The sequence below is a fragment of the Rufibacter sediminis genome (assembly GCF_014269285.1).
Classification (GTDB): Bacteria; Bacteroidota; Bacteroidia; order Cytophagales; family Hymenobacteraceae; genus Nibribacter; species Nibribacter sediminis.
Genome location: NZ_JACOAF010000007.1, coordinates 20,486 through 40,711 on the forward strand (window position 1 = coordinate 20,486; position 20,226 = coordinate 40,711).

The following is a 20,226-nucleotide window of genomic DNA, read 5'->3' on the forward strand; positions in this document are numbered from 1 at the left end:
GGAGCGGATGAGGGAATTTGAAAAAACACCAGGGTGAATGGCGTACATGACGTGTCTTGTTTGGTCTGAAAAAGCACCACCTGGCCCTAATCTGTTCGTGCTTTCGTCAGCAGTTTTAAACCAGGTTTTTTGTTGATCAAAAGTAGTTTGTCTGCTTGGGAGACCTGCCAAACAAGGCGTTACCTTATTGTAAACCTTTCGTTATGGCAATGTTTACAGAACAAATCGCCGGAGCTAATCTACTGCTTTAGAGGCCTTTTCAAGAAAACTGGCTTAAAATGGAGGCGGTTTAGAGAGGCGTTTGCTCACCGGCGGGTTTTCTACCGGAGGGAAAATAGGTACACAGATCATCCTCCTTAAAAGGAATTTGAAGATGATTAGGCCGTTAGAAGAACCTTCTGATTTGCTCTAAATGAGGTTCTGAATCAGTTTCGGGAACGCCATCATCAGCATGAGGTATCATCCTCCCTTCAAAGAGGCAGGGCTTTGAAGTTCAAAGAAAAAAGGCGCTCTTCGGGATTTGCAATCCCGAAGCAACTAGGAGGGGGATTTGTAATCCCCGATTTCTGCCACTATAAGCGAAAAGGATGGCGGATTACAAATCCGCAATTATCCGATTTCGGGGTTATAAATCCCGAAGAGCCTTGAGAATGCTTTGATCAGCAGGAGTCATCATCCCCCTACCCCCTTCAAAGGGGGACGAAATGTGAAAGCGCCTTTGGGGAGAACCGACAGTTGATGATTGGCGGTTTAGAAGTGAAGCTGAGAGCATTAGTTCTCCTCACTCCTAAATTGTGTGCCTTTTCCAGAAAACAGGCCTAAAACGGAAAGGGCTGAAACGCAAATGCCCTGCCTCCAGAACAGAGGCAGGGCATTCTACACAACACTAAATTAAACGAACTAAAACAAACTAAAATGGTACTTAGACAAATAGATTCAGGAAATCTTGCCGGCCGTTTAGGTACTCGTAGGCGAAGCCTTCCTCCAGCATGCGCAGTTTGATGTTCTCCACGTCATGCGGCCGCTTCACCTCTACCCCAATAAACACGGGGCCTTTCTCCTTGTTGTTCTTCTTGATGTACTGGAAATGGATGATGTCGTCCTCGGGGTCCAGCACGCGGTTCACGAAGGTGCGCAGCGCGCCGGGCTTCTGGTTGAAGGTCACCATGAAGTAGTGTTTGAGGCCCTGGTGCTGCATGGCGCGCTCCTTGATGTCCTCCATGCGGGTGATGTCATTGTTGCTGCCGCTGATCACGCAGACCACGTTCTTGCCTTTGATCTCCTCCGAAAAGGATTTGAGGGCCGAGATGCTCAAGGTTCCCGCGGGTTCCAGCACCACGCCTTCCTCGTTGTACATCTTCAGGATGTCCTCGCAGATCTGCCCCTCGGGCACCAGCACCACCTCGTCCAGCAACTCGCGGCAAATGTCAAAAGTAAGCTCGCCGGGGCATTTCACCGCCGCGCCGTCCACAAACGAGTCAATAGTTTCCAGCGGCTGGCGCTTGTTGTTCTTGATGGCGTTGTACATTGACGGCGCGCCCATGGGCTGCACGCCAATCAGTTTCGTGTGCGGACTCACTTGCTTGAACACGCTGGACACGCCAGAAGCCAGCCCGCCCCCGCCGATGGGCATCAGCAGGTAATCGATCGAGAAATCGGCATCCTTGAAAATCTCCAGCCCCACGGTGGCCTGCCCCTCAATAATGGCTAGATCGTCGAAGGGCGGAATGAAGGCGCTCCCGCGTGCATCGCAGAACTCCTTGGCGGCTTTGAAGGTATCGTCGTAGGTAGCGCCGGTGAGCACCACCTCCACCATGTCCTTCCCGAAGAGGCGGACCTTGTTCACCTTCTGGGCCGGGGTCTGAGCGGGCATGAAAATGTAGCCTTTGATGCCCAACAGCTGACACGCGTACGCCACACCCTGGGCGTGGTTCCCGGCGCTGGAGCAGACAATTTCCTTCTCCCGCTCGGCGCTGGAGAGCGTCGAGATCTTGTTGTAAGCTCCCCTGATTTTGTAGGAGCGCACGATCTGTAGATCCTCACGTTTGAGGTACACCTCGGCGCCGTAGGTCTGCGAGAGCCACAGGTTCTTCATAAGCGGCGTTTTGTAAATCACGCCCTTCAGGTTTTTCGCCGCCTTCTCTACACTCCCTAACGCGATTCCGGTTTCTACCGAAGCTGTCTCTTTCTGCATGGTGATTTCCTCTTTCTGCTTTTGCCCTGTTTTCAGAAAACAAACCCTAAAACAAGTACCTTTTTTCTCTGGCGCGAGTCTCCAGACTCGTGCCGAAGGATGCGTGGAGTCTCTAGACTCCCTTTAGCCAAAATCCTTACCCTTGGTCTGTCCCCTGACAGGCCAACGCATCTCAAATCAGGGCCATTTCGGTCTGTCAGTGGACAGGCCGAGGAGAGGTAGTTTCCAGACTCCTACTTGCACTGAGTTGGTGGCTCCCGGCGAGTCTGGAGACTCGCATCATCCCTAGTCACGAGTCTGAAGACTCGCGCCAGTAGATGACGGTTACCGTTTGGTTTAAACGCCTGTGAAGCCTTAGAGACTTCACAGGCGTTTCTGTTTTGGGCCCATTTTCAAGATAACATGTCCAAAACGCACTAAAGATTTTATTCTCCTCCTGGAGAAAAGAAGGTTAGAGACTATCTACCGGAACGGAGCTTTCTTACGGTAGCACCGGTCTGCCACAGTTCTGATTCGCGCACTTCTTTCAGCTCGGCTTCCAGTTCTGCCCGGTAACCTGGGGTGGAACCGCGCTGGATGGTGCGCTCGGCTTCCTTGCCGGAGGCCACGCTGTCATATAAATCATTTAGAACTGGTAAAGTCGCCTCGCGGAATTTGCCTTTCCAGTCAAGGGCACCGCGCTGGGCCGTTACGGAGCAGTTGCTGAACATCCAGTCCATGCCGTTCTCGCCTACCAAGGGCACCAGGCTTTGGGTCAGTTCTTCCACGGTTTCGTTGAAGGCTTCAGACGGAGAGTGACCGCGCTGACGCAATACCTGGTACTGGGCTTCGATGATCCCCGCCAGGGCTCCCATCAGCACACCGCGCTCACCGGTTAAGTCAGAATACACTTCTTTTTTGAAATCGGTCTCAAACAGGTAGCCGGAACCCACGCCAATGCCCATGGCCACGGCTTTCTCGTAGGCTTTGCCGGTTGCGTCCTGGAACACCGCGAACGAGGAGTTCAATCCGCCGCCTTCCAGGAACAGGCGACGCAGGCTGGTGCCGCTTCCCTTAGGAGCTACTAACACTACATCCACATCCGCCGGAGGAATGATGTTGGTTTGCTCTTTGAAGGTGATCCCGAACCCATGTGAGAAATACAGGGTGTTGCCGGGCTTCAGTCTTTCTTTGATGGTGGGCCACACGGCAATCTGACCAGCGTCTGACAACAGGTTGCAGATGATGGTACCGCGCTCTACCGCCTCCTCAATGGAGAACAGGGTCTCGCCTTCTACCCAACCGTCTTGTTTCGCTTTCTCCCAGGAGGCAGAATCCTGGCGTTGGCCCACAATCACGTTGAAGCCGTTGTCACGCATGTTCAATGCCTGACCGGGTCCTTGCACGCCGTAGCCAATCACAGCTATCACTTCGTCTTTCAGGGTTTCCTGGGCTTTTGCCAACGGATATTCATCGCGGGTTACAACGGTTTCTTCTACACCGCCGAAATTGATCTTTGCCATTTTGTTTCGTTAATATGGGTTATTGGTTTTGATTACTCATTCTGGTGTGTTTAGCGCCTGTTTTCTGAAAAACAGCCGCTAAACACCACTCCATTCCTGGTTCTTCACTGGCGCGAGTCTTCAGACTCGTGCCTCCTGATGCCGGGTAGTCTCCAGACTACCCTCGCTGCCAAGCAGCGACATGGTGCATTGCTGATCTTGGGCATTTCCGTTTCGTGGCTCCCGGCGAGTCTGGAGACTCGCTTCATCCCTTGGCACGAGTCTGGAGACTCGCGCCAGTTGGTTCTTACACGATCTCTCGGATTTGCTTCCGTGACATTGTTGCGCAGTTCCTCCGCGTGTTTTTGCCGATCACGTTTAGAGCCCGTTTTCTGTAAAAGAGCCCTAAAACGCATCCTCAGACGTTCGCCTCTTCACGAGGGAAGAACTGGGGGCTACATACTGAACACCTTGTCCCTGCTGTTTAGGAATTCGTTCTCCACCGCATCTTGGCCGGGTTCGTCGCGCTCAAATTCGCGGAGTTTTCGGTTGAAGCCGTCGCTGCCTTTGATGATGGCGATGCGGGCGCTCCGGACAAACTCAATCAACCCGAAGGGCTGCAATACTTTGATCAGGTTGTCGGTTTCCTCGCGGTGACCGGTGGTCTCGAAGACCGTGTAGTCTTTTCTAATCACCACGGCGCGGGCTCCGTTTTCGCGGAGCAGACGCTCTACTTTGGCCTTCTCCGCGATGATGTCGGTGGGCACTTTGTAGAGGGCCATTTCCTGCCAGATCACGTCTTCGTTGGTGTTGTAATACACCTTGAGGACTTCCACCTGCTTCTCAATCTGCCGGGCGATTTTGCTCACCACTTCCTCGGTCTCGTTGATCACGATATTGAAGCGGTGGATGCCTTCTATCTCAGAGGGCGAGGTGTTGAGGCTGTCAATGTTGATCTTGCGGCGGGTGAAAATCATGGCGATGCGGTTCAGCAACCCCACGTGGTTCTCGGTGTACACCGTAATGTTGTACTCTTCCTTTTCTATTGGCGCTTGCTCACTCATTATCTGCGGGTTTTAGCAAGGTTATTTCAATCTGATTTCGCTCACGCTGCAGCCCTGCGGCACCATGGGGAACACGTTGTTCTCTTTGGTCACCATGACCTCCAGCAGGAAAGAACCGGGGTGCGCCAGCATGTCCTGCAGGGCGCCGGTCAGGTCTTCGCGCTGGTCTATCTTGCGGCCTGTGATGCCATAGCCTTTGGCCACCTGCACGTAATCGGGGCTCTGGATGTCCACGAACGAGTAGCGGCGCTCATGGAACAGCTCCTGCCACTGCCGCACCATGCCCAGGAACTGGTTGTTCAAGATGAGGATTTTCACGTCAATGCCGCTCTGCATGATGGTGCCCAGTTCCTGGATGGTCATCTGGATACCGCCATCGCCAATCACGGCCACCACGGTGCGGTCCAAGGCTCCAAACTTAGCCCCAATGGCGGCCGGAAGCGCAAAACCCATAGTGCCGAGGCCGCCGCTGGTGATGTTGCTGCGGGTGTGGTTCAGTTTGGCGTAGCGGCAGGCCACCATCTGGTGCTGCCCCACGTCAGTGACAATGATGGCTTCGCCTTTAGTAAGTTCGTTTAGTTGCTGGATTACCTCGCCCATGGTCATTTCACCGCTGGCGGGGAACAACTCTTCCCGGATCACTGCGTCAATTTCCTTTTGCTCAAACTCCCGGAACTTGGCCAGCCACTGGGTATGCTGCTTGGCTTCCACCAGTTGGGTCAGCAAGGGCAAAGTCTCTTTGCAGTCGCCCCACACCGGCACGGTGGTTTTCACGTTTTTGTCGATCTCAGCGGGGTCAATGTCCAGGTGGATGATCTTGGCCTGTTTGGCGTATTTATCCAGACGGCCGGTCACGCGGTCATCGAAGCGCATGCCTATCGCAATGAGCACATCGCACTCGTTCGTCATCACGTTGGGGCCGTAGTTGCCGTGCATGCCCAACATGCCCACGTTTTGCGGATGGTCACTGGGCAAAGCCCCCGCGCCCATAATGGTCCAGGCCGCCGGAATGCCCGACTTTTCCAGAAACGCCTTGAATTCCTGCTCCGCCGAGCCCAGGATCACGCCTTGCCCCCACAGCACAAAAGGCTTTTGGGCGCTGTTGATCAGCTCGGCGGCCTGCGCGATGTACTCCGGCCGCACAATAGGTTTGGGCCGGTAGCTGCGGATGTGGTCACATCGTTTATAGCCCTGAAAAGGAAATTTCTGCAACTGGGCATTCTTGGTGATGTCAATCAACACCGGTCCCGGACGGCCCGTGCGGGCGATATGAAACGCCTTGGCCAATACCTCCGGAATTTCGGTGGCATCGGTTACCTGGTAGTTCCATTTGGTGACGGGCGTGGTGATGCCAATCACATCCGCTTCCTGGAAAGCATCGGTGCCCAGCAGGTGCGCGAACACCTGGCCGGTGATGCAGACGAGCGGCGTGCTGTCAATGAGGGCATCGGCGAGGCCGGTGATCAGGTTCGTGGCGCCGGGTCCGCTGGTGGCGAACACCACGCCTACTTTGCCGGAGGAACGGGCATAGCCCTGCCCGGCGTGGATACCGCCTTGTTCGTGGCGCACCAGCACGTGCTGGATGTTCCCGGGGAAATCAAACAGGGCATCGTAGATGGGCATGATCGCGCCCCCCGGATAACCGAAAATGGTGTCAACCCCTTCCTCTGCCAGGGCGTGCAATAAGGCCTGACCGCCGCTCAGCAGCGTGTCTGTTTCAGGCAAGGCTGGGGCTTGTTTCTCTTGCGTTAACATAGGCTTCTTCCTGTAAATCGGTGATACAACCGTGGCTGGCATCACTCACGGTTCTGATATATTTCAACAGCACTCCACCCTGTACATTGGGCTTAGGTCTTTGCCATTGGCTTCTGCGTAGGGCTAACTCAGCCTCGTCTAGCTGCACATCTATGGTGTTGGTGGTGGCGTCCAGCACAATCCAGTCGCCGTCTTCTACCAGGGCTATGGTGCCGCCGTCATAAGCTTCGGGGCTCACGTGGCCGATCACGAAGCCGTGCGTTCCGCCCGAGAAACGACCATCAGTGATCAAAGCCACTTTATCGCCCAAACCCGCGCCCATGATGGCGGAGGTGGGTTTCAGCATTTCGGGCATGCCCGGACCGCCTTTGGGTCCCACGTACCGAATGACGACCACCTGACCAGGCTGGATTTTACCGGCGGCGATGCCTTCGTTGAGTTCTTCCTCAGAGTTGAAGACAATGGCCGGACCTTCAAACCGCAAACCTTCTTTCCCGGAGATCTTCGCCACGGCTCCTTTAGAAGCCAAGTTGCCGTACAGAATCTGAATGTGTCCGTCTGATTTGATCGGGTTGGAAAGCGGTCTCAATAAGTCCTGCTCCGCGCCTAGTGGCTTCACATTGGCTAAGTTTTCGGCCAGCGTTTTTCCGGTGACGGTTAGTAAATCTCCGTTCAGCAAACCAGCTTCCAAGAGTGTTTTCTGCACCGCCGGAACGCCGCCCAAGGCGGAAAGGTCTTCCATAAGGTACTTTCCGCTGGGCTTCAGGTCAGCGAGTACCGGTATGCGGTTGCTCACGTCCTGGAAGTCTTCCATGGTCAGTTTCACGCCCGCGGCGTGGGCGATGGCGATGAGGTGGAGCACCGCGTTGGTAGAGCCGCCCAGTACCGTAATCATCACCAGGGCATTTTCAAACGCCTCCCTGGTTAAGATGTCTCTGGGCTTGATGTCTTTTTCCAGTAGGTTCAGGATGTAAGCGCCGGTATCCAGGGCTTCCTGGTTTTTCTCCTGGCTCACGGCCGTGGCCGATGAAGAGAACGGCAGGCTCATGCCCAAGGTCTCAATGGCGGCCGCCATGGTGTTGGCCGTGTACATCCCGCCGCAGGCACCCGGCCCTGGACAAGCATTCCGGATGATGCCGCGGTAATCTTCGTCTGAAATAGTGCCGTTCAGCTTTTTGCCGTAAGCCTCAAAGCAGGAGACAATGTTGAGCTTCTGCCCTTTGTACTCCCCGCCTTTGATGGTACCGCCGTACACCATGAGCGACGGACGGTTCAGGCGGGCCATGGCTATCAAGGCACCGGGCATATTTTTGTCACAGCCTACCACCGTGGCCACGGCATCATAGTAATGCGCGCCGGCCATGGCTTCAATAGAATCAGCGATAATCTCACGGCTCACCAGTGAAAAGCGCATGCCGGCGTTGCCGTTGGTGATGCCGTCGCTCACGCCAATGGTGTTGAACCGTAGCCCCACCATGCCATTGGCCTGCACGCCCATCTTCACCGCATCGGCGAGGCCGTCCAGGTGCATGTTGCAGGTATTGCCCTCAAAGCCGGTAGACACGATGCCCACGAACGGTTTCCGAAGATCCTCCTCCGGAATACCCGAGCCGATCAACATGGCCTGGGAGGCCGGAAGGCTGTCGTCTTTGGTGTAGATGCCGCTGTATTTATTTAAAGCCATGGTTTGTAACTAGGTGTTTTACTGGTGTTTTCTAAAAAAAAGAGCCTTTCTACCGGCAGATTGAAAGGCTCCAAAAGATTGTAATGGACCGTTCCTACCCACCTTGCGGCAGAGGACGAATGACTAAAATGGAAATACTAAATCGGTGTCGTCGCATGTAGGCGGTCTTCAAGCTTTTACTGTTTTAAGCCTGTTTTCTAAGAAACAGGCCTAAAACGCGTTCTTCATTTTATCTCTGGCGCGAGTCTTCAGACTCGTGACAGGTGATGAGTGGAGTCTCCAGACTCCTTTTCAGTTCATTCAGTTTGTGGCTCCCGGCGAGTCTGGAGACTCGCATCATCCGGTGTCACGAGTCTGAAGACTCGCGCCAGTATGAACCATCTTTTCTGTTTTGGGGCTGTTTTCAGGAAAACAGCCCCAAAACAGAAAATCAGATGATGGTGCTGATCCCGATCTCAATGTTGTTCAGGTGCCGGAAACTCTCGCCGCCTTCCTGCACGTAGTTGGCAATGAACGCGCCTACCTGCTCGGTGGTGAACGGATGATCGGCCCGCAGTTCCGGGGTCAGTACTTTTTTGTCTAAGGTGTAATCAACGGCCTCTTTCACCAGGTCTGCCTCTTCCTGCAGCCCGAAATGCTCCAGCATCATGGCCACCGACAAAATAGTGGCGATGGGGTTGGCGATGCCTTTGCCTTTTGCTTGCGGGAAAGATCCGTGGATGGGCTCAAATAGTGCCGCGGTCTCCCCTACCGAAGCCGAGGGCAGCAAGCCCAGCGAACCGGCAATTACCGATGCCTCGTCGGAGATGATATCGCCAAACATGTTCTCGGTGAGGATCACGTCAAACTGCTTCGGGTTCAGGATCATCTGCATGGCGGCGTTGTCCACGAACAGGTAATCCACGGCCACGGACGGATATTCCGGGGCAATCTGCTGCACCACTTCGCGCCACAGCCTTGAGGTCTCCAGCACGTTGGCTTTGTCTACTAGCGTCAGTTTGTTGCGGCGGGTTGTTGCGGCCTGGAAGGCCAGGTGCGCAATGCGTACGATCTCTTCGCGGGTATAGGTGCAATGGTCAAACGCGCCTTCCTCGGTGCGGCCTTTCTGGCCGAAGTAAATGCCGCCGGTCAACTCGCGATAAATCACCATGTCCACGCCAGAGATGCGGTCGCTCTTCAGCGGGGAATGGCTCAGCAGCACCTCATAGGCCGTGACCGGCCGGATGTTGGCGAACAGCCCCAGTGACTTTCTAAGGCGCAACAAACCTTGCTCGGGGCGCACTTTGGCGGCTGGGTTGTTGTCGTATTTCGGGTCCCCGATGGCACCCAACAGAATGGCATCGGCTTCAAAACAGGCTTGCAGGGTTGACTCCGGCAACGGATCACCGGTGGCGTCAATGGCGCAAGCACCCATGAGTTGCACATCCAGCTCAAACTGGTGCCCGAAACGCTCAGACACCGCCTCTAACACTTTCAGGGCCTCGGCACATACTTCGGGCCCAATTCCATCGCCGGGTAAAACGGCTATTCTCTTCGTTAATACGCCCATGGTCTGCTGCTTTCGTATTGTTCTATCGCGTCTTTCTGGTTCACTAAAAAATCAATGTCATCATAGCCATTGATCATGCACTCTTTCTTGTAGGCGTCAATGGCAAAGGAGATTCTCTCTTCCCACACGGGCACCTGCAACTCCTGGTTCACCAGGTCAACCACCAGCGTGGTCTGCGGATCCTGCTCAATCTGGCGCAACAATCTTGCCAGCACCTCGTCAGACACCTGCAGCGGCAACAAACCGTTGTTCAGGGCGTTACCTTTGAAGATATCGGCGAAGAAGCTGGAGATCACCACCTTGAAGCCGGCATCATAAATGGCCCAGGCAGCGTGCTCGCGACTGGAGCCACATCCGAAGTTTTTACCGGCTACCAGAATTCTGCCGCTGAAACGGCCGTTGTTCAGCACGAAATCGGCTTTGGGCTGACCGGCAGAATCAAAGCGCCAATCGCGGAACAGGTTCTCCCCGAATCCCTCGCGGGAGGTAGCCTTTAAAAAGCGGGCCGGGATGATCTGATCAGTATCTATGTTCTCAATCGGGAGCGGAACCGCCGTGGATTGGAGTATCTCAAACTTTTCCATTTTCTATCAAATGTCTTTCTCCGTCTGTCCCCCTTTGAAGGGGGTTGGGGGATGATTTCTCGTGCTGATGTGGCTTTCCCGAGAATCGATCTTATTTCTTTGTAGCTGAAGCGGATGGTTCCTCAACTGCCTTTGTCATCCCCCTACCCCCTTCAAAGGGGGACGACCTTGTATGCGTACCTAAAATTTAACTTTGCTAATCCGGATTTTCAATCCGGATGTCTTCTGTAGGGGATTTATTAATCCCCGTTTTTTAACTCTTGCAAAAGGGATTGGTAAATCCCCGACAGAGTGGTTCGGGATTGGTAAATCCCGAACAGCAGTTAGGCCTAATTTAAATACTGGGTGATGTCCACGATCTTGCCTTCCACGGCGGTGATGGCCGCCACTAACGGGCTGGCTAGCAAGGTGCGGGAACCCGGTCCCTGCCGACCTTCAAAATTGCGGTTAGAGGTAGACACGCAGTAGGCCCCGGCCGGAATCTTGTCTTCGTTCATGGCCAGACAGGCGCTGCAACCCGGCTCCCGCAATTCAAAACCAGCTTCGGCCAATACTTTGTCAATGCCTTCTTCCATGGCCTGCTTCTCCACGTGTTTGGATCCCGGCACAATGATGGCCTCTACATGCGGCGCTTTGCGCTTGCCCTGCACGTACTTGGCTACCTGGCGCAAATCTTCAATGCGGGAATTGGTACACGACCCGATGAACACGTAATCAATCTGCTTGCCCAACAGAGACTCGCCCGGCTGGAAGCCCATGTAGTTCAATGATTTGCTATAGCTGGCCTGCTCACTGGCTGGCACATCCGTAGGAATAAGCGCATCAATGGCCATGCCCATGCCTGGGTTGGTCCCGAAGGTGATCATGGGCGCGATGTCCTGCGCGTCAAAGTATAACTCCTGGTCAAAGGCCGCTCCTTCGTCGGTATACAGGGTGGACCAGTAGGCTACCGCTTGTTCCCAACGTTCGCCCTGCGGCGCGAACGGACGGCCTTGCAGGTAATCAAACGTGGTTTGGTCTGGGGCAATCAGTCCGCCGCGGGCGCCCATCTCAATGCTCATGTTGCAGACGGTCATGCGGCCTTCCATGCTCAACGCCCGGAATGCACTACCGGCATACTCCACAAAGTAACCCGTGGCGCCACCCGTGCCCAGTTTGGAGATCACGTACAGGATGATGTCTTTGGCCGTAACGCCTTTTCTCACGTCACCGTCCACCGTGATCCGCATGCTCTTAGGCTTACTCAGGAGCAAACATTGGGACGCCATCACCTGCGCCACCTGGCTGGTACCGATGCCAAAGGCAATGGCTCCGAACGCGCCGTGGGTGGAGGTATGGCTGTCGCCGCACACGATGGTCATGCCGGGTTGGGTCAGGCCCAGTTCCGGCCCGATCACGTGCACAATGCCCTGGTTCTGGTGGCCCAGGCCGTACAGTTCTATGTTGTGCTTGGCGCAGTTCTCGGTGAGTTTGTCTACCTGGAAACGCGAAAGCGGCTCTTCAATGGGCAGGTGTTGGTTTTTGGTTGGTACGTTATGGTCAGCGGTGGCCACCATCTGCTCCTTGCGGAACAACGGCAAGCCACGGGCCTCAATCTCGTCAAACGCCTGGGGGCTGGTCACCTCGTGGATCAGGTGACGGTCAATGTAAAACACGTCTAACCCGCCGCCCGGAATGGATTTCACTACGTGGGCGCCCCAAATCTTATCTAATAATGTCTGTGCCATAGTTTTCATAATTGTCTTCCGGTCCAGTTTTCTGGGGAAGCGCTACGTTGCGCTGGTTTCTCCCGTTTCTGGCCGGAAAACACGAAAAGGTGCTTAATTTGCAGCTACCAAATTATCCTGCTCCACCATAAAATGGAGGTCTTCATCTACCACTTCTTTCTTTTTGTCTGCTACTGCTAAAAACGAAGCATAGGCTTTGTCTAAGGCTTCTTTCTCCAGGGTATAGCCCAGTTTCTGCATGCGGTACGCCAGGGCCGCCCGGCCTGAGCGGGCAGTTAACACGATAGAGGAATCCTCGGCGCCTACTTCTTTGGGGTCAATGATTTCATAGGTCTCGCGGTGCTTGATGACCCCGTCCTGGTGAATGCCGCTGGAGTGGGCAAAGGCGTTGGCGCCGACAATGGCCTTGTTGGGCTGCACCTGCATGCGCATCATGTGCGAAACCAAGTGCGAGGTCTCTGTTAACAGGCGCGTGTTCACGCTGGTGTCCAGGTTCAGGTACGGGTGCTGGCGCAGAATCATGACCACTTCCTCCAGGGCGGTGTTGCCGGCGCGCTCCCCTACCCCGTTGATAGTACACTCAATCTGGCGGGCTCCGTTCACCACACCCGCAATGGAGTTGGCGGTGGCCAACCCTAAATCATTGTGGCAGTGGGTGGAAAGCGTGACGTTCTGCACGCCGCGCACGTTTTCATACAGATATTTAATTTTCGCGCCATATTCCTCTGGCAGGCAATAGCCGGTGGTGTCGGGGATGTTCAGCACCGTGGCACCCGCCTTAATGACGGCTTCGCACACCATGGCCAGAAACTCGTTGTCAGTGCGGCCGGCGTCCTCGGCGTAGAATTCCACGTCTTCCACAAAGCTTTTGGCTAATTTCACGGCGGCCACGGCCCGCTCCACTACATCAGCTTGGGTGGTGCGCAGCTTGAATTTCACGTGCGAGTCTGACGTCCCGATGCCGGTGTGGATTCTGGGGTAACGCGCGGTTTTCAGCGCCTCGGCGGCTACTCTGATGTCGTTCTCCACGGCGCGGGTGAGGCCGCACACGGTGGCTTCTCTGGTTTGCGTGGCAATGGCGCGCACCGCCTCAAAATCGCCGGGGCTGGAAACCGGGAAACCCGCCTCAATGACATTCACGCCCAGAAGCTCCAATTGACGCGCAATTACCAACTTCTCCTCCATGTTCAATTTGCAACCGGGTACTTGTTCCCCATCGCGCAACGTTGTGTCAAATATTTGTATCTTCTGAGCTGACATTGTTATTTTGGCTACTTATTCTTTACAAAGAAGCGCGTAGTAGTACAGAACCAAAAAATTATTTTCGCCTGATCTACTATTTCTAACCCTCCGCTTTCAAATTATATCATCCTGAAAATCAATATTTTAACTCCTCCACCTTTACAATGCCTAACCAAAATATTGACCCCATTTTTCAGTTGATAAAATCGCTTACCCCTTCCGAGAAAAGGCACTTTAGACTGTTTACCAACCGGAGCGGCTCTAGTGAGGACCTGAAGTTTCTGCTGTTGTTTGACGCCATGGACCAGCAGGACACCTTGAATGAGGCCCAGGTGCTGAAGCAGGTGCCCAGCATCAAGAAGGCCCAGCTGGCCAATCTGAAGAACAACCTCTACAAGCATTTGCTCTCCAGCCTGCGGGCCTTCCATACGCCCCAGAACCTGGACATCCAGTTGCACGAGCAGCTGGACTACGCGCGCGTCTTATATAACAAGGGTTTCTACCAGCAGAGCCTGAAGATGCTGGACAAAGTGAAAGTCACGGCCCTGGAATATGAGTTACCGCACATCGCGCTCACGGCCATTGACTTTGAAAAGCTGATTGAGAGCCAGTACATTACCCGCAGTCTGAGCGGCCGCGCGGAGAGCCTGACCCAGGAAGCCACCGCTGTTTCTGCGCACATCTCCCAGATGCACCAGCTATCAAACGTGGCGCTGCGCCTGTATGGCCTATACCTGAAGGTGGGCCTGGCCCGGAATCAGGAAGACTACAACTCGATTTCGGCCTTCTTTCAGGAAAACCTGCCCGAAATAGACATGCGCCGGGCGGGCTTCTACGAGAAGCTGTACTACCACCAGTCGCACGTGTGGTATTACCTCATGATTCAGGATTTCAAGAACTGTTACCGCGCCGCGCAGAAGTGGGTGGATCTATTTGACGAATATCCGCATATGAAAGAGCGGCGGCCCGTGCTCTACATCAAGGGCATGCACAACCTGCTCAACACACTGTATAACATCTTATACCATTCCAAATTTGTACGGGTACTGAAGCAACTGGAAGACTATGCGACCGATCCAGCGCGGCGGTCTAACCCCAACGTAGACACGCTGCTGTTTCTCTACATCTACACCAACAAGATCAACGGCTATTTTCTGGAAGGCAAGTTCACCGAGGGCTTGCAGGTGATTCCGGGCGTACTCAAGAACCTGGAAGGCTTCCAGGCCCAACTGGACCCGCACCGCATGCTGGTGTTCTACTACAAAATTGCCAGTCTGTACTTTGGCTCCGGCGATTTTAAAAAAGCCATTGAGTACCTGAACAAGGTCATCCATCACCAAAACACCAGTCTGCGCGAGGACCTGCAGTGCTTTGCGCGGATCTTAAACCTGATTGCTCACTACGAGGCCGGCTACGATGATGACACCCTGGATTACCAGATCCGGACGGTGTACCATTTCCTGGGCAAAATGGACAACCAGCAGCAAATGCAGGTAGAGATTTTCAAGTTCCTGCGCTCCGTGGGCAACATTGCCCCTTACCAGCTAAAGGACGCCTTCATTACCCTCAAGGAAAAGCTGATCGCTATCTCCCAAAACCCCTACGAGCGTCGCCCTTTCATGTACCTAGATATCATCTCCTGGCTGGAAAGCAAGATAGAGAATATACCCGTTGAGGAAATCATGCGCCGGAAACAGGGAAGATTAAAGTAGCAATTCGTTTTGGGGCTGTTTCGGTAAAATCAGGCTATAAACGGGAAGGATTCTCTTCCTTATAGGATTAAGATAGAACTATATAGTATATTCGATAGTGCAGTTCCGTTTATCTGACTACCGTTGGTTTGATAAACGGAAGTTTGGCTCCAAGTATAGAGTCAATAACCGGAGTTGTTCCGTTTATTTAGTAGTTGGCAGTAAGCGAAAAAATAAATTAACTCTTATGAAAAATGAAAGCTATTAGTCCTAAAGAAGTTGATAAGTACGTTGAAAAACTTTTAAAAAAAATTGGAAGTGAATATGAGCCAGAACAAGTGCCCGTAAAAGTCGAACCATATTCAAAGTCACAAAATTGCTTTATAAATGTTGAAGAAAAGGTAAAAAAGGACGGAGGAAGCGTTTATTACGGCTGGAATATTTTTCAATCGGAAATTATTTGTGAAGCGGAAAGACATGCTGTTTGGGAGTCAGCTGAAGGGGATCTGATTGATATAACGCCAAATGAATTAGATTTCGAGCAGATAATGTTTGTGCCAGATAATGATTTTGTTTACACTGGCCAATTGGTTGACAATATTCGAATAAATATTACGGATAATCCGTTAGTAGATGATTTTATATTTCTATGTGAAAACATAGAAAAACTTTATAGTTACGGACAAAGAATTGATGATGAGCAAATGTCAGTTCCGGAACCAGCAGTACAACTGATACCCCACTTAGAGCAGTTTAAGGCTAATTTATTAAATTTTATCAATTCAGGAGCAAGGCCAAGTAAGCCCTGTTATTGTGGTAGCCCGAAAATATATAAGAATTGTCACGGGAAAGATTTTAGAAAAGATGTGTCGAATCTTGTGGCAAAAGTGGAAAGAATATTAAAGAAGAGTAAAGGAATTGCAGAAGAGTAGAAAAACGCCTACTGCCAACAAGGTGTAAACGCCAGCCTTCGGCCGACGGCCTCGCCCGTCGCTTACACTAGACGTTGCCAGTAATTATAAATATGAAAAGTTGGTGTTTGTTGCTTCTTCTAGTTTTGGTGCTCCTAGATAAAGGACATTCTCAGGTTGAAGTACGGAATCTAAAGACGAGTAATTATAATGCACAGCCTTCTGAGCTGTATAGCATTTCTTCAAATAGCGATTTTGAGAAGCGAATCGGAATAAAGCCCATTGCAGAATCCGACTGTGATGTAGAAATAAGATTCTATACTCATGAGGCGTTGTCCAACACAAAGGATTTGAAGATTTTAACATTAAAGAATGGAATCTGGAAAGGTATTCTATATGATGAATTGAATTACCCGATTCGTAGAATAAGAAAATATAAGCTAGTGGCAAGAAATGGGTTTGGGAAATTGTACGACTCTCTTCTTGCGAGTAACCTGACGACGCTACCTAGTCAAAATGAGCTCAGGCAAAAAATGAGAAAAGTAACAGTAAGGAATGGACAAGAAGTTGAGCATAGAATTGATGTTACAGACGGGCAGAGCTTTGCTGTTGAATATCAGATTACAGGAAATCAAAGGACTTTTACTTTTTACAATCCTGAACCATATTCAAAGTTCTATTCTAACGTGCAGGAGCTTAAAGATTATATTAAAATCAGGAATCTATTTGAAACAGAACTAAAGAAAAAATAACTTCTGGCAACAAGGTGCATAAGCCATGCTACGGCCGACGGCCTAGCACGTCTCATGCACTAGCCGTTGAGCGTCATTTATAAAATGAAAACAAACTTTGAAATTGAGGAAAATTATGCGGTTCAATTCAAGAACAGACACATTGACCTTCATAACAACTTCGACTTCATTGAACTAGCGGACAACGCTGAAAAGAATGAAATCACCCTAAAATTCACAAAAACTAAAGGAGAATGGGTACAAGAAGGAGAATTCTCTCGATTAATCTTTCTACTAAAAAACGTCAACTACAGATACTTTGAAGAAGGCGACGATAGTGAATTCCCCGAAGATGCCAAACGTTTGGGAGAAATCACTTTCTTCCCATCTAATTTGCGAGAAGTTAATGACAGCTTTACTCTGCAAAAGAACCCAGAGGAAAATGACGACCTGATGTTTTTATTTGAGAATGGCAGAGTAGTGAGAGTGAATTGTGAAGAAGCAGAATTGATAGTAGAAGAATAAGAAAAACGTCGCTCAACAAGGTGTAAACGTCAGCCTTCGGCCGACGGCCTCGCCCGCCGCTTACACTAGACGTTGTGGTGCATTTAAAATATAAAAAATGGGGGTTGCAAGGTCAATTAGAATCAGAGTCGTAACTAACTACCAAACTCTTTCCAGTTTCATCCAAGATTTTACTAATGACTTTTGGACTCTGAAAAACCCTGATGGAAAGTTTTACTCAATAGCGGTTGACGACAATGACGACTTTAACCATTTGCCTTTTGACAACTTCGAAGAAGTCAGCAGAATCCTTGACAAAAGAGAAGAACTGAAAAGAGTAAACTCATTAGTTTTATGGGACATTGATTACTTTGAGAGCAATTCGTTTCTGGTTTACCCACTTGATAACAATTACGAAGGTTACAGCAAGCATTATGAATTGAGTTTTGTCCTTGGGATTGGCAAAAGAATCAGCGGCTCGGACAGATACACCGATTATAGTCATTACCTAAACCTCATGCTTCCAAAACTGAAACAAATTGGAAGCTATGTATGTGAGGTAGAGTGCCAAGACTTTGACAGCTAAAAAGAAAAGAAAAGAAAAACGCACCACAACAACACCTAAACGCCATGCATCGGCCGATGGCCTCGCACGCCGTTTAGCCCAGCACGTTACATGGCATAGAAAGAAAATGAAAAGTTACCTATATCTACTTCTATGCTTAATCGCCTCTTGTAAAGTTTCACCTAGCGGAGAGGAAGACTTACCTATGCGGCCAATCGGCCAGATAAAGGAAACTGTCTATATCTACGAGGAGAATGGAAAGGAAGGACTTCATGACTCCGTAGGCAATATCATCTTGCCTGCCCAGTTCGACTATATCCAGGACTGGCAGGAATACGGATTTATCCTAGTGGATTCGGGAGGCAGAAAGGAATACAATGATTACAAATTCAACAAATACGGTCTTATAAATGCTACTGGCAAGGTACTGTTCAGGCCGCAGTTCGACTATGTCTTAGTTAATGACTATTCCTCCCTAGTGCTTAAGGATTCCTTGTATGGATATGTCGACACTACTGGCAACTGGCTGATAAAGCCTAAGTTCAAACATGCCGTTCCATTCTATAGGGGAACTGCTGTCGTGGAGGGCAAAGGGAAATACTTCCTAATTGATAAAAAAGAGAAGTTGGTTTCCACCATCCCATTCGATACCGTTTGGGGATTTAAGAATGGTGTCTCCGTTGTCGTAAAAGACAATCAGTATGCTTTTGTTGATTACAAGGGAAAACTTATATCAACTTTCAGCCAAAACGGCATATCAGAGTTCAACTGGTACCATGGGCAGATAATGAAAGATGGAAAGTGGTACGTAGTTGACACGACAGGACAAATAAAAATCAAGAATGGGTTTGAATCCCTCTCCATAGAGCATAAAGAAGGGAAGATTTATGCAGAGGGTGTCATGGGAGGTAAAAAAGTCAGAATAGAGTTATAAAAACTACGCCATGTAACATTGTATAAAAATCATGTTTCGGCCGACGGCCTCACACGTTTTTTATACTAACCGTTAGCGGTAACTTTAAATAATGAAGAAGCTTTTCTCCAAATATCACAGGCATTACACTTTCGACCTTGATAAGCCGAAAAGCCTGATTGTTGGCTACATTTCTCAGCAGAAAGAGAAAAAGAGAAGCTTTCTCGATAAACTCACAAGTTTTTCCATCGACTTCAGCGAAGTGAGTTTTACTGGTACGGACACAATAGAAATAAATGTGCGACCAACGAACCTACAGCCATTCAGAGCAAACGGAAGAATCAGAATAGAAATAATCAGCGGACTAGACAGAATCGGAACAAGATTACAGGCTGAAATTATCCCTTACTATAAAACAAACATTTACGGAATTTATTTTATAATCTTCTTCCTTGCTTTTCTTACTTTGCTTGGGCTTATCATAAGCACCATTAAATTTACAATTCTTTGGGCCTTACTCTCTTGGCTAACCTTCACCATGATAATTCATCTACTGTTATTGAAAAGTAGAAGCCAGCTTAAAGGAAATTTGGAAGACTTAGTACTTGAACTAAAAAGAAAAGCAACCGCTAACAAGGCATAAAAGTCAGCTACGGCCGACGGCCTTGCCGTCTTTTATACTAGACGTTATAGGGCATTTAAAACATAAAATGAAATGAAAAGAATTTACTTATTAGCTGTAGGGATACTATTACTGAACTCATGCTCTGAAAAGAGAGACGGGGAGGAAAAAACTGGGCTACTCTCGCATTTGGTAAGCATTACCGACAATGAAAACAAAGGAGTAGAAGAAGTCCTGGACTTTTATGGCGGCCAATGCAAATACGCAGTTGGCGCGTCCGCATCAACTGACGAGGGGAAAAAGAAATACTTTGAGCTTGAGGTAAGCCAAAGTGAGGGCATTGATAAGCTGGCCGATTCTCCTCACCTCCCAGGCTCCAATATTCCTTACCTGTTTTTTAGGAACTTAGGCAAGGAAGCAGAAAATTATGATGAAATCCACACCGTTTTAGTCTACAAGGACGGGCAGAAATCAACCTATAAGTATTCAACAGAGACTTTACGTCTTGTAACTGAACGGATGAAGGTTGCCGAAAAGATTGTGTGGCTTATAAAAGAAAAGGACTATGATGCGCTTATGCCAATGCTTAACGATTCAGCATTGTTCAAGTACGACAAAAAAGCATTGATAGCTTCATTGAAGGAAGCGGACGGTAAGTTAGGGAATGTGACCGAACCATTGAGGCCTTTTGGTTTCAAAGTCAACCAGACCAAGGACGGGAAAGAGATTCTACATATCTATGGGGCAATGATTCGGGATAAACAGAATAATGGGTTCGGACTTGACCTTGACCTGAAAGGAAAGAAAGAGGAAGCCTACTTGCTTAACTACGAACTTTGAAAGAAAAACGCCTCACAACATTGTGTTCTATGGTAAAAGCAACAAAAAGCGCATAATTTTTCCAAGAATCCCTTCCAATCAACCCACTTAACTCTGCAGGCACACGTAGGGCATGTTCCGCTCGATGACGGCGAACATGCGGCTGACGATCTTGTTCTTGATGGCGTTC

18 protein-coding genes are annotated in these 20,226 nt (G+C 50.5%); 8 read left to right on the forward strand and 10 right to left on the reverse strand.

Annotation, left to right across the window (positions count from 1 at the left end; all coding sequences use genetic code 11):
- Positions 1 to 922 precede the first annotated feature (922 nt).
- From ilvA to H7U12_RS02890, 9 genes are all read right to left on the reverse strand, one after another.
- A complete protein-coding gene (gene ilvA, locus H7U12_RS02850) occupies positions 923 to 2,194 on the reverse strand; it encodes a threonine ammonia-lyase IlvA (protein ID WP_186632599.1) in 1,272 nt (423 codons plus the stop codon).
- 458 nt (positions 2,195 to 2,652) lie between these two features.
- Positions 2,653 to 3,696 (reverse strand): ketol-acid reductoisomerase, encoded by a 1,044-nt coding sequence (gene ilvC, locus H7U12_RS02855; RefSeq protein WP_186632602.1) that lies wholly within the window; start codon positions 3,694 to 3,696, stop codon positions 2,653 to 2,655.
- 434 nt (positions 3,697 to 4,130) lie between these two features.
- A complete protein-coding gene (gene ilvN / locus H7U12_RS02860) occupies positions 4,131 to 4,739 on the reverse strand; it encodes an acetolactate synthase small subunit (RefSeq protein ID WP_186632605.1) in 609 nt (202 codons plus the stop codon).
- A 21-nt stretch (positions 4,740 to 4,760) separates the two neighbouring features.
- The gene (ilvB, locus tag H7U12_RS02865) at positions 4,761 to 6,494 is read right to left on the reverse strand and encodes a biosynthetic-type acetolactate synthase large subunit (protein WP_186632608.1); all 1,734 of its coding nucleotides are present in this window, start codon (positions 6,492 to 6,494) and stop codon (positions 4,761 to 4,763) included.
- Positions 6,457 to 8,178: a dihydroxy-acid dehydratase gene (ilvD, locus tag H7U12_RS02870; protein WP_186632611.1), complete on the reverse strand. Its 1,722-nt coding sequence runs from the start codon at positions 8,176 to 8,178 to the stop codon at positions 6,457 to 6,459. The genes ilvB and ilvD overlap by 38 nt, the downstream gene beginning before the upstream one ends.
- Before the next feature lie 430 nt (positions 8,179 to 8,608).
- Positions 8,609 to 9,727: a 3-isopropylmalate dehydrogenase gene (gene leuB / locus H7U12_RS02875; RefSeq protein WP_186632614.1), complete on the reverse strand. Its 1,119-nt coding sequence runs from the start codon at positions 9,725 to 9,727 to the stop codon at positions 8,609 to 8,611.
- A complete protein-coding gene (leuD, locus tag H7U12_RS02880; protein WP_186632616.1) occupies positions 9,715 to 10,311 on the reverse strand; it encodes a 3-isopropylmalate dehydratase small subunit in 597 nt (198 codons plus the stop codon). Before leuD ends, leuB begins: the two co-directional genes overlap by 13 nt.
- Positions 10,312 to 10,640: 329 nt before the next feature.
- The gene (gene leuC, locus H7U12_RS02885; RefSeq protein WP_186632619.1) at positions 10,641 to 12,038 is read right to left on the reverse strand and encodes a 3-isopropylmalate dehydratase large subunit; all 1,398 of its coding nucleotides are present in this window, start codon (positions 12,036 to 12,038) and stop codon (positions 10,641 to 10,643) included.
- A gap of 93 nt (positions 12,039 to 12,131) precedes the next feature.
- A complete protein-coding gene (locus H7U12_RS02890; protein ID WP_186632622.1) occupies positions 12,132 to 13,298 on the reverse strand; it encodes a 2-isopropylmalate synthase in 1,167 nt (388 codons plus the stop codon).
- Between the two features lie 146 nt (positions 13,299 to 13,444).
- Between H7U12_RS02890 and H7U12_RS02895 the strand changes: the two genes are divergently transcribed.
- From H7U12_RS02895 to H7U12_RS02930, 8 genes are all read left to right on the forward strand, one after another.
- Positions 13,445 to 14,992, forward strand: a complete 1,548-nt coding sequence (locus tag H7U12_RS02895; RefSeq protein ID WP_186632625.1) for a hypothetical protein — start codon at positions 13,445 to 13,447, stop codon at positions 14,990 to 14,992.
- A 233-nt stretch (positions 14,993 to 15,225) separates the two neighbouring features.
- Positions 15,226 to 15,903, forward strand: coding sequence for an SEC-C domain-containing protein (locus H7U12_RS02900; RefSeq protein ID WP_186632628.1), 678 nt, complete (start codon positions 15,226 to 15,228; stop codon positions 15,901 to 15,903).
- A 107-nt stretch (positions 15,904 to 16,010) separates the two neighbouring features.
- Positions 16,011 to 16,634 (forward strand): hypothetical protein, encoded by a 624-nt coding sequence (locus H7U12_RS02905; protein ID WP_186632632.1) that lies wholly within the window; start codon positions 16,011 to 16,013, stop codon positions 16,632 to 16,634.
- Positions 16,635 to 16,718: 84 nt separating this feature from the next.
- On the forward strand, positions 16,719 to 17,138 hold the full coding sequence (locus tag H7U12_RS02910; protein WP_186632634.1) for a hypothetical protein: 420 nt from the start codon (positions 16,719 to 16,721) through the stop codon (positions 17,136 to 17,138).
- Positions 17,139 to 17,235: 97 nt separating this feature from the next.
- Positions 17,236 to 17,703: a hypothetical protein gene (locus tag H7U12_RS02915; protein WP_186632637.1), complete on the forward strand. Its 468-nt coding sequence runs from the start codon at positions 17,236 to 17,238 to the stop codon at positions 17,701 to 17,703.
- Between the two features lie 106 nt (positions 17,704 to 17,809).
- Entirely contained in the window at positions 17,810 to 18,616 is an 807-nt protein-coding gene (locus H7U12_RS02920) for a WG repeat-containing protein (RefSeq protein ID WP_186632640.1), read from the forward strand.
- Between the two features lie 91 nt (positions 18,617 to 18,707).
- Positions 18,708 to 19,238 carry a hypothetical protein gene (locus tag H7U12_RS02925; protein WP_186632643.1) on the forward strand — a complete coding sequence of 177 codons (531 nt, stop codon included), beginning with the start codon at positions 18,708 to 18,710 and terminating at the stop codon, positions 19,236 to 19,238.
- A 72-nt stretch (positions 19,239 to 19,310) separates the two neighbouring features.
- Positions 19,311 to 20,057, forward strand: a complete 747-nt coding sequence (locus H7U12_RS02930; RefSeq protein ID WP_186632646.1) for a hypothetical protein — start codon at positions 19,311 to 19,313, stop codon at positions 20,055 to 20,057.
- On the opposite strand, the gene H7U12_RS22425 is transcribed toward H7U12_RS02930, so the two are convergent.
- Positions 20,041 to 20,226: hypothetical protein (locus tag H7U12_RS22425; RefSeq protein ID WP_206683857.1), on the reverse strand; the 186-nt coding region annotated here is incomplete at its 5' end. The two genes, H7U12_RS02930 and H7U12_RS22425, sit on opposite strands and share 17 nt — an antisense overlap.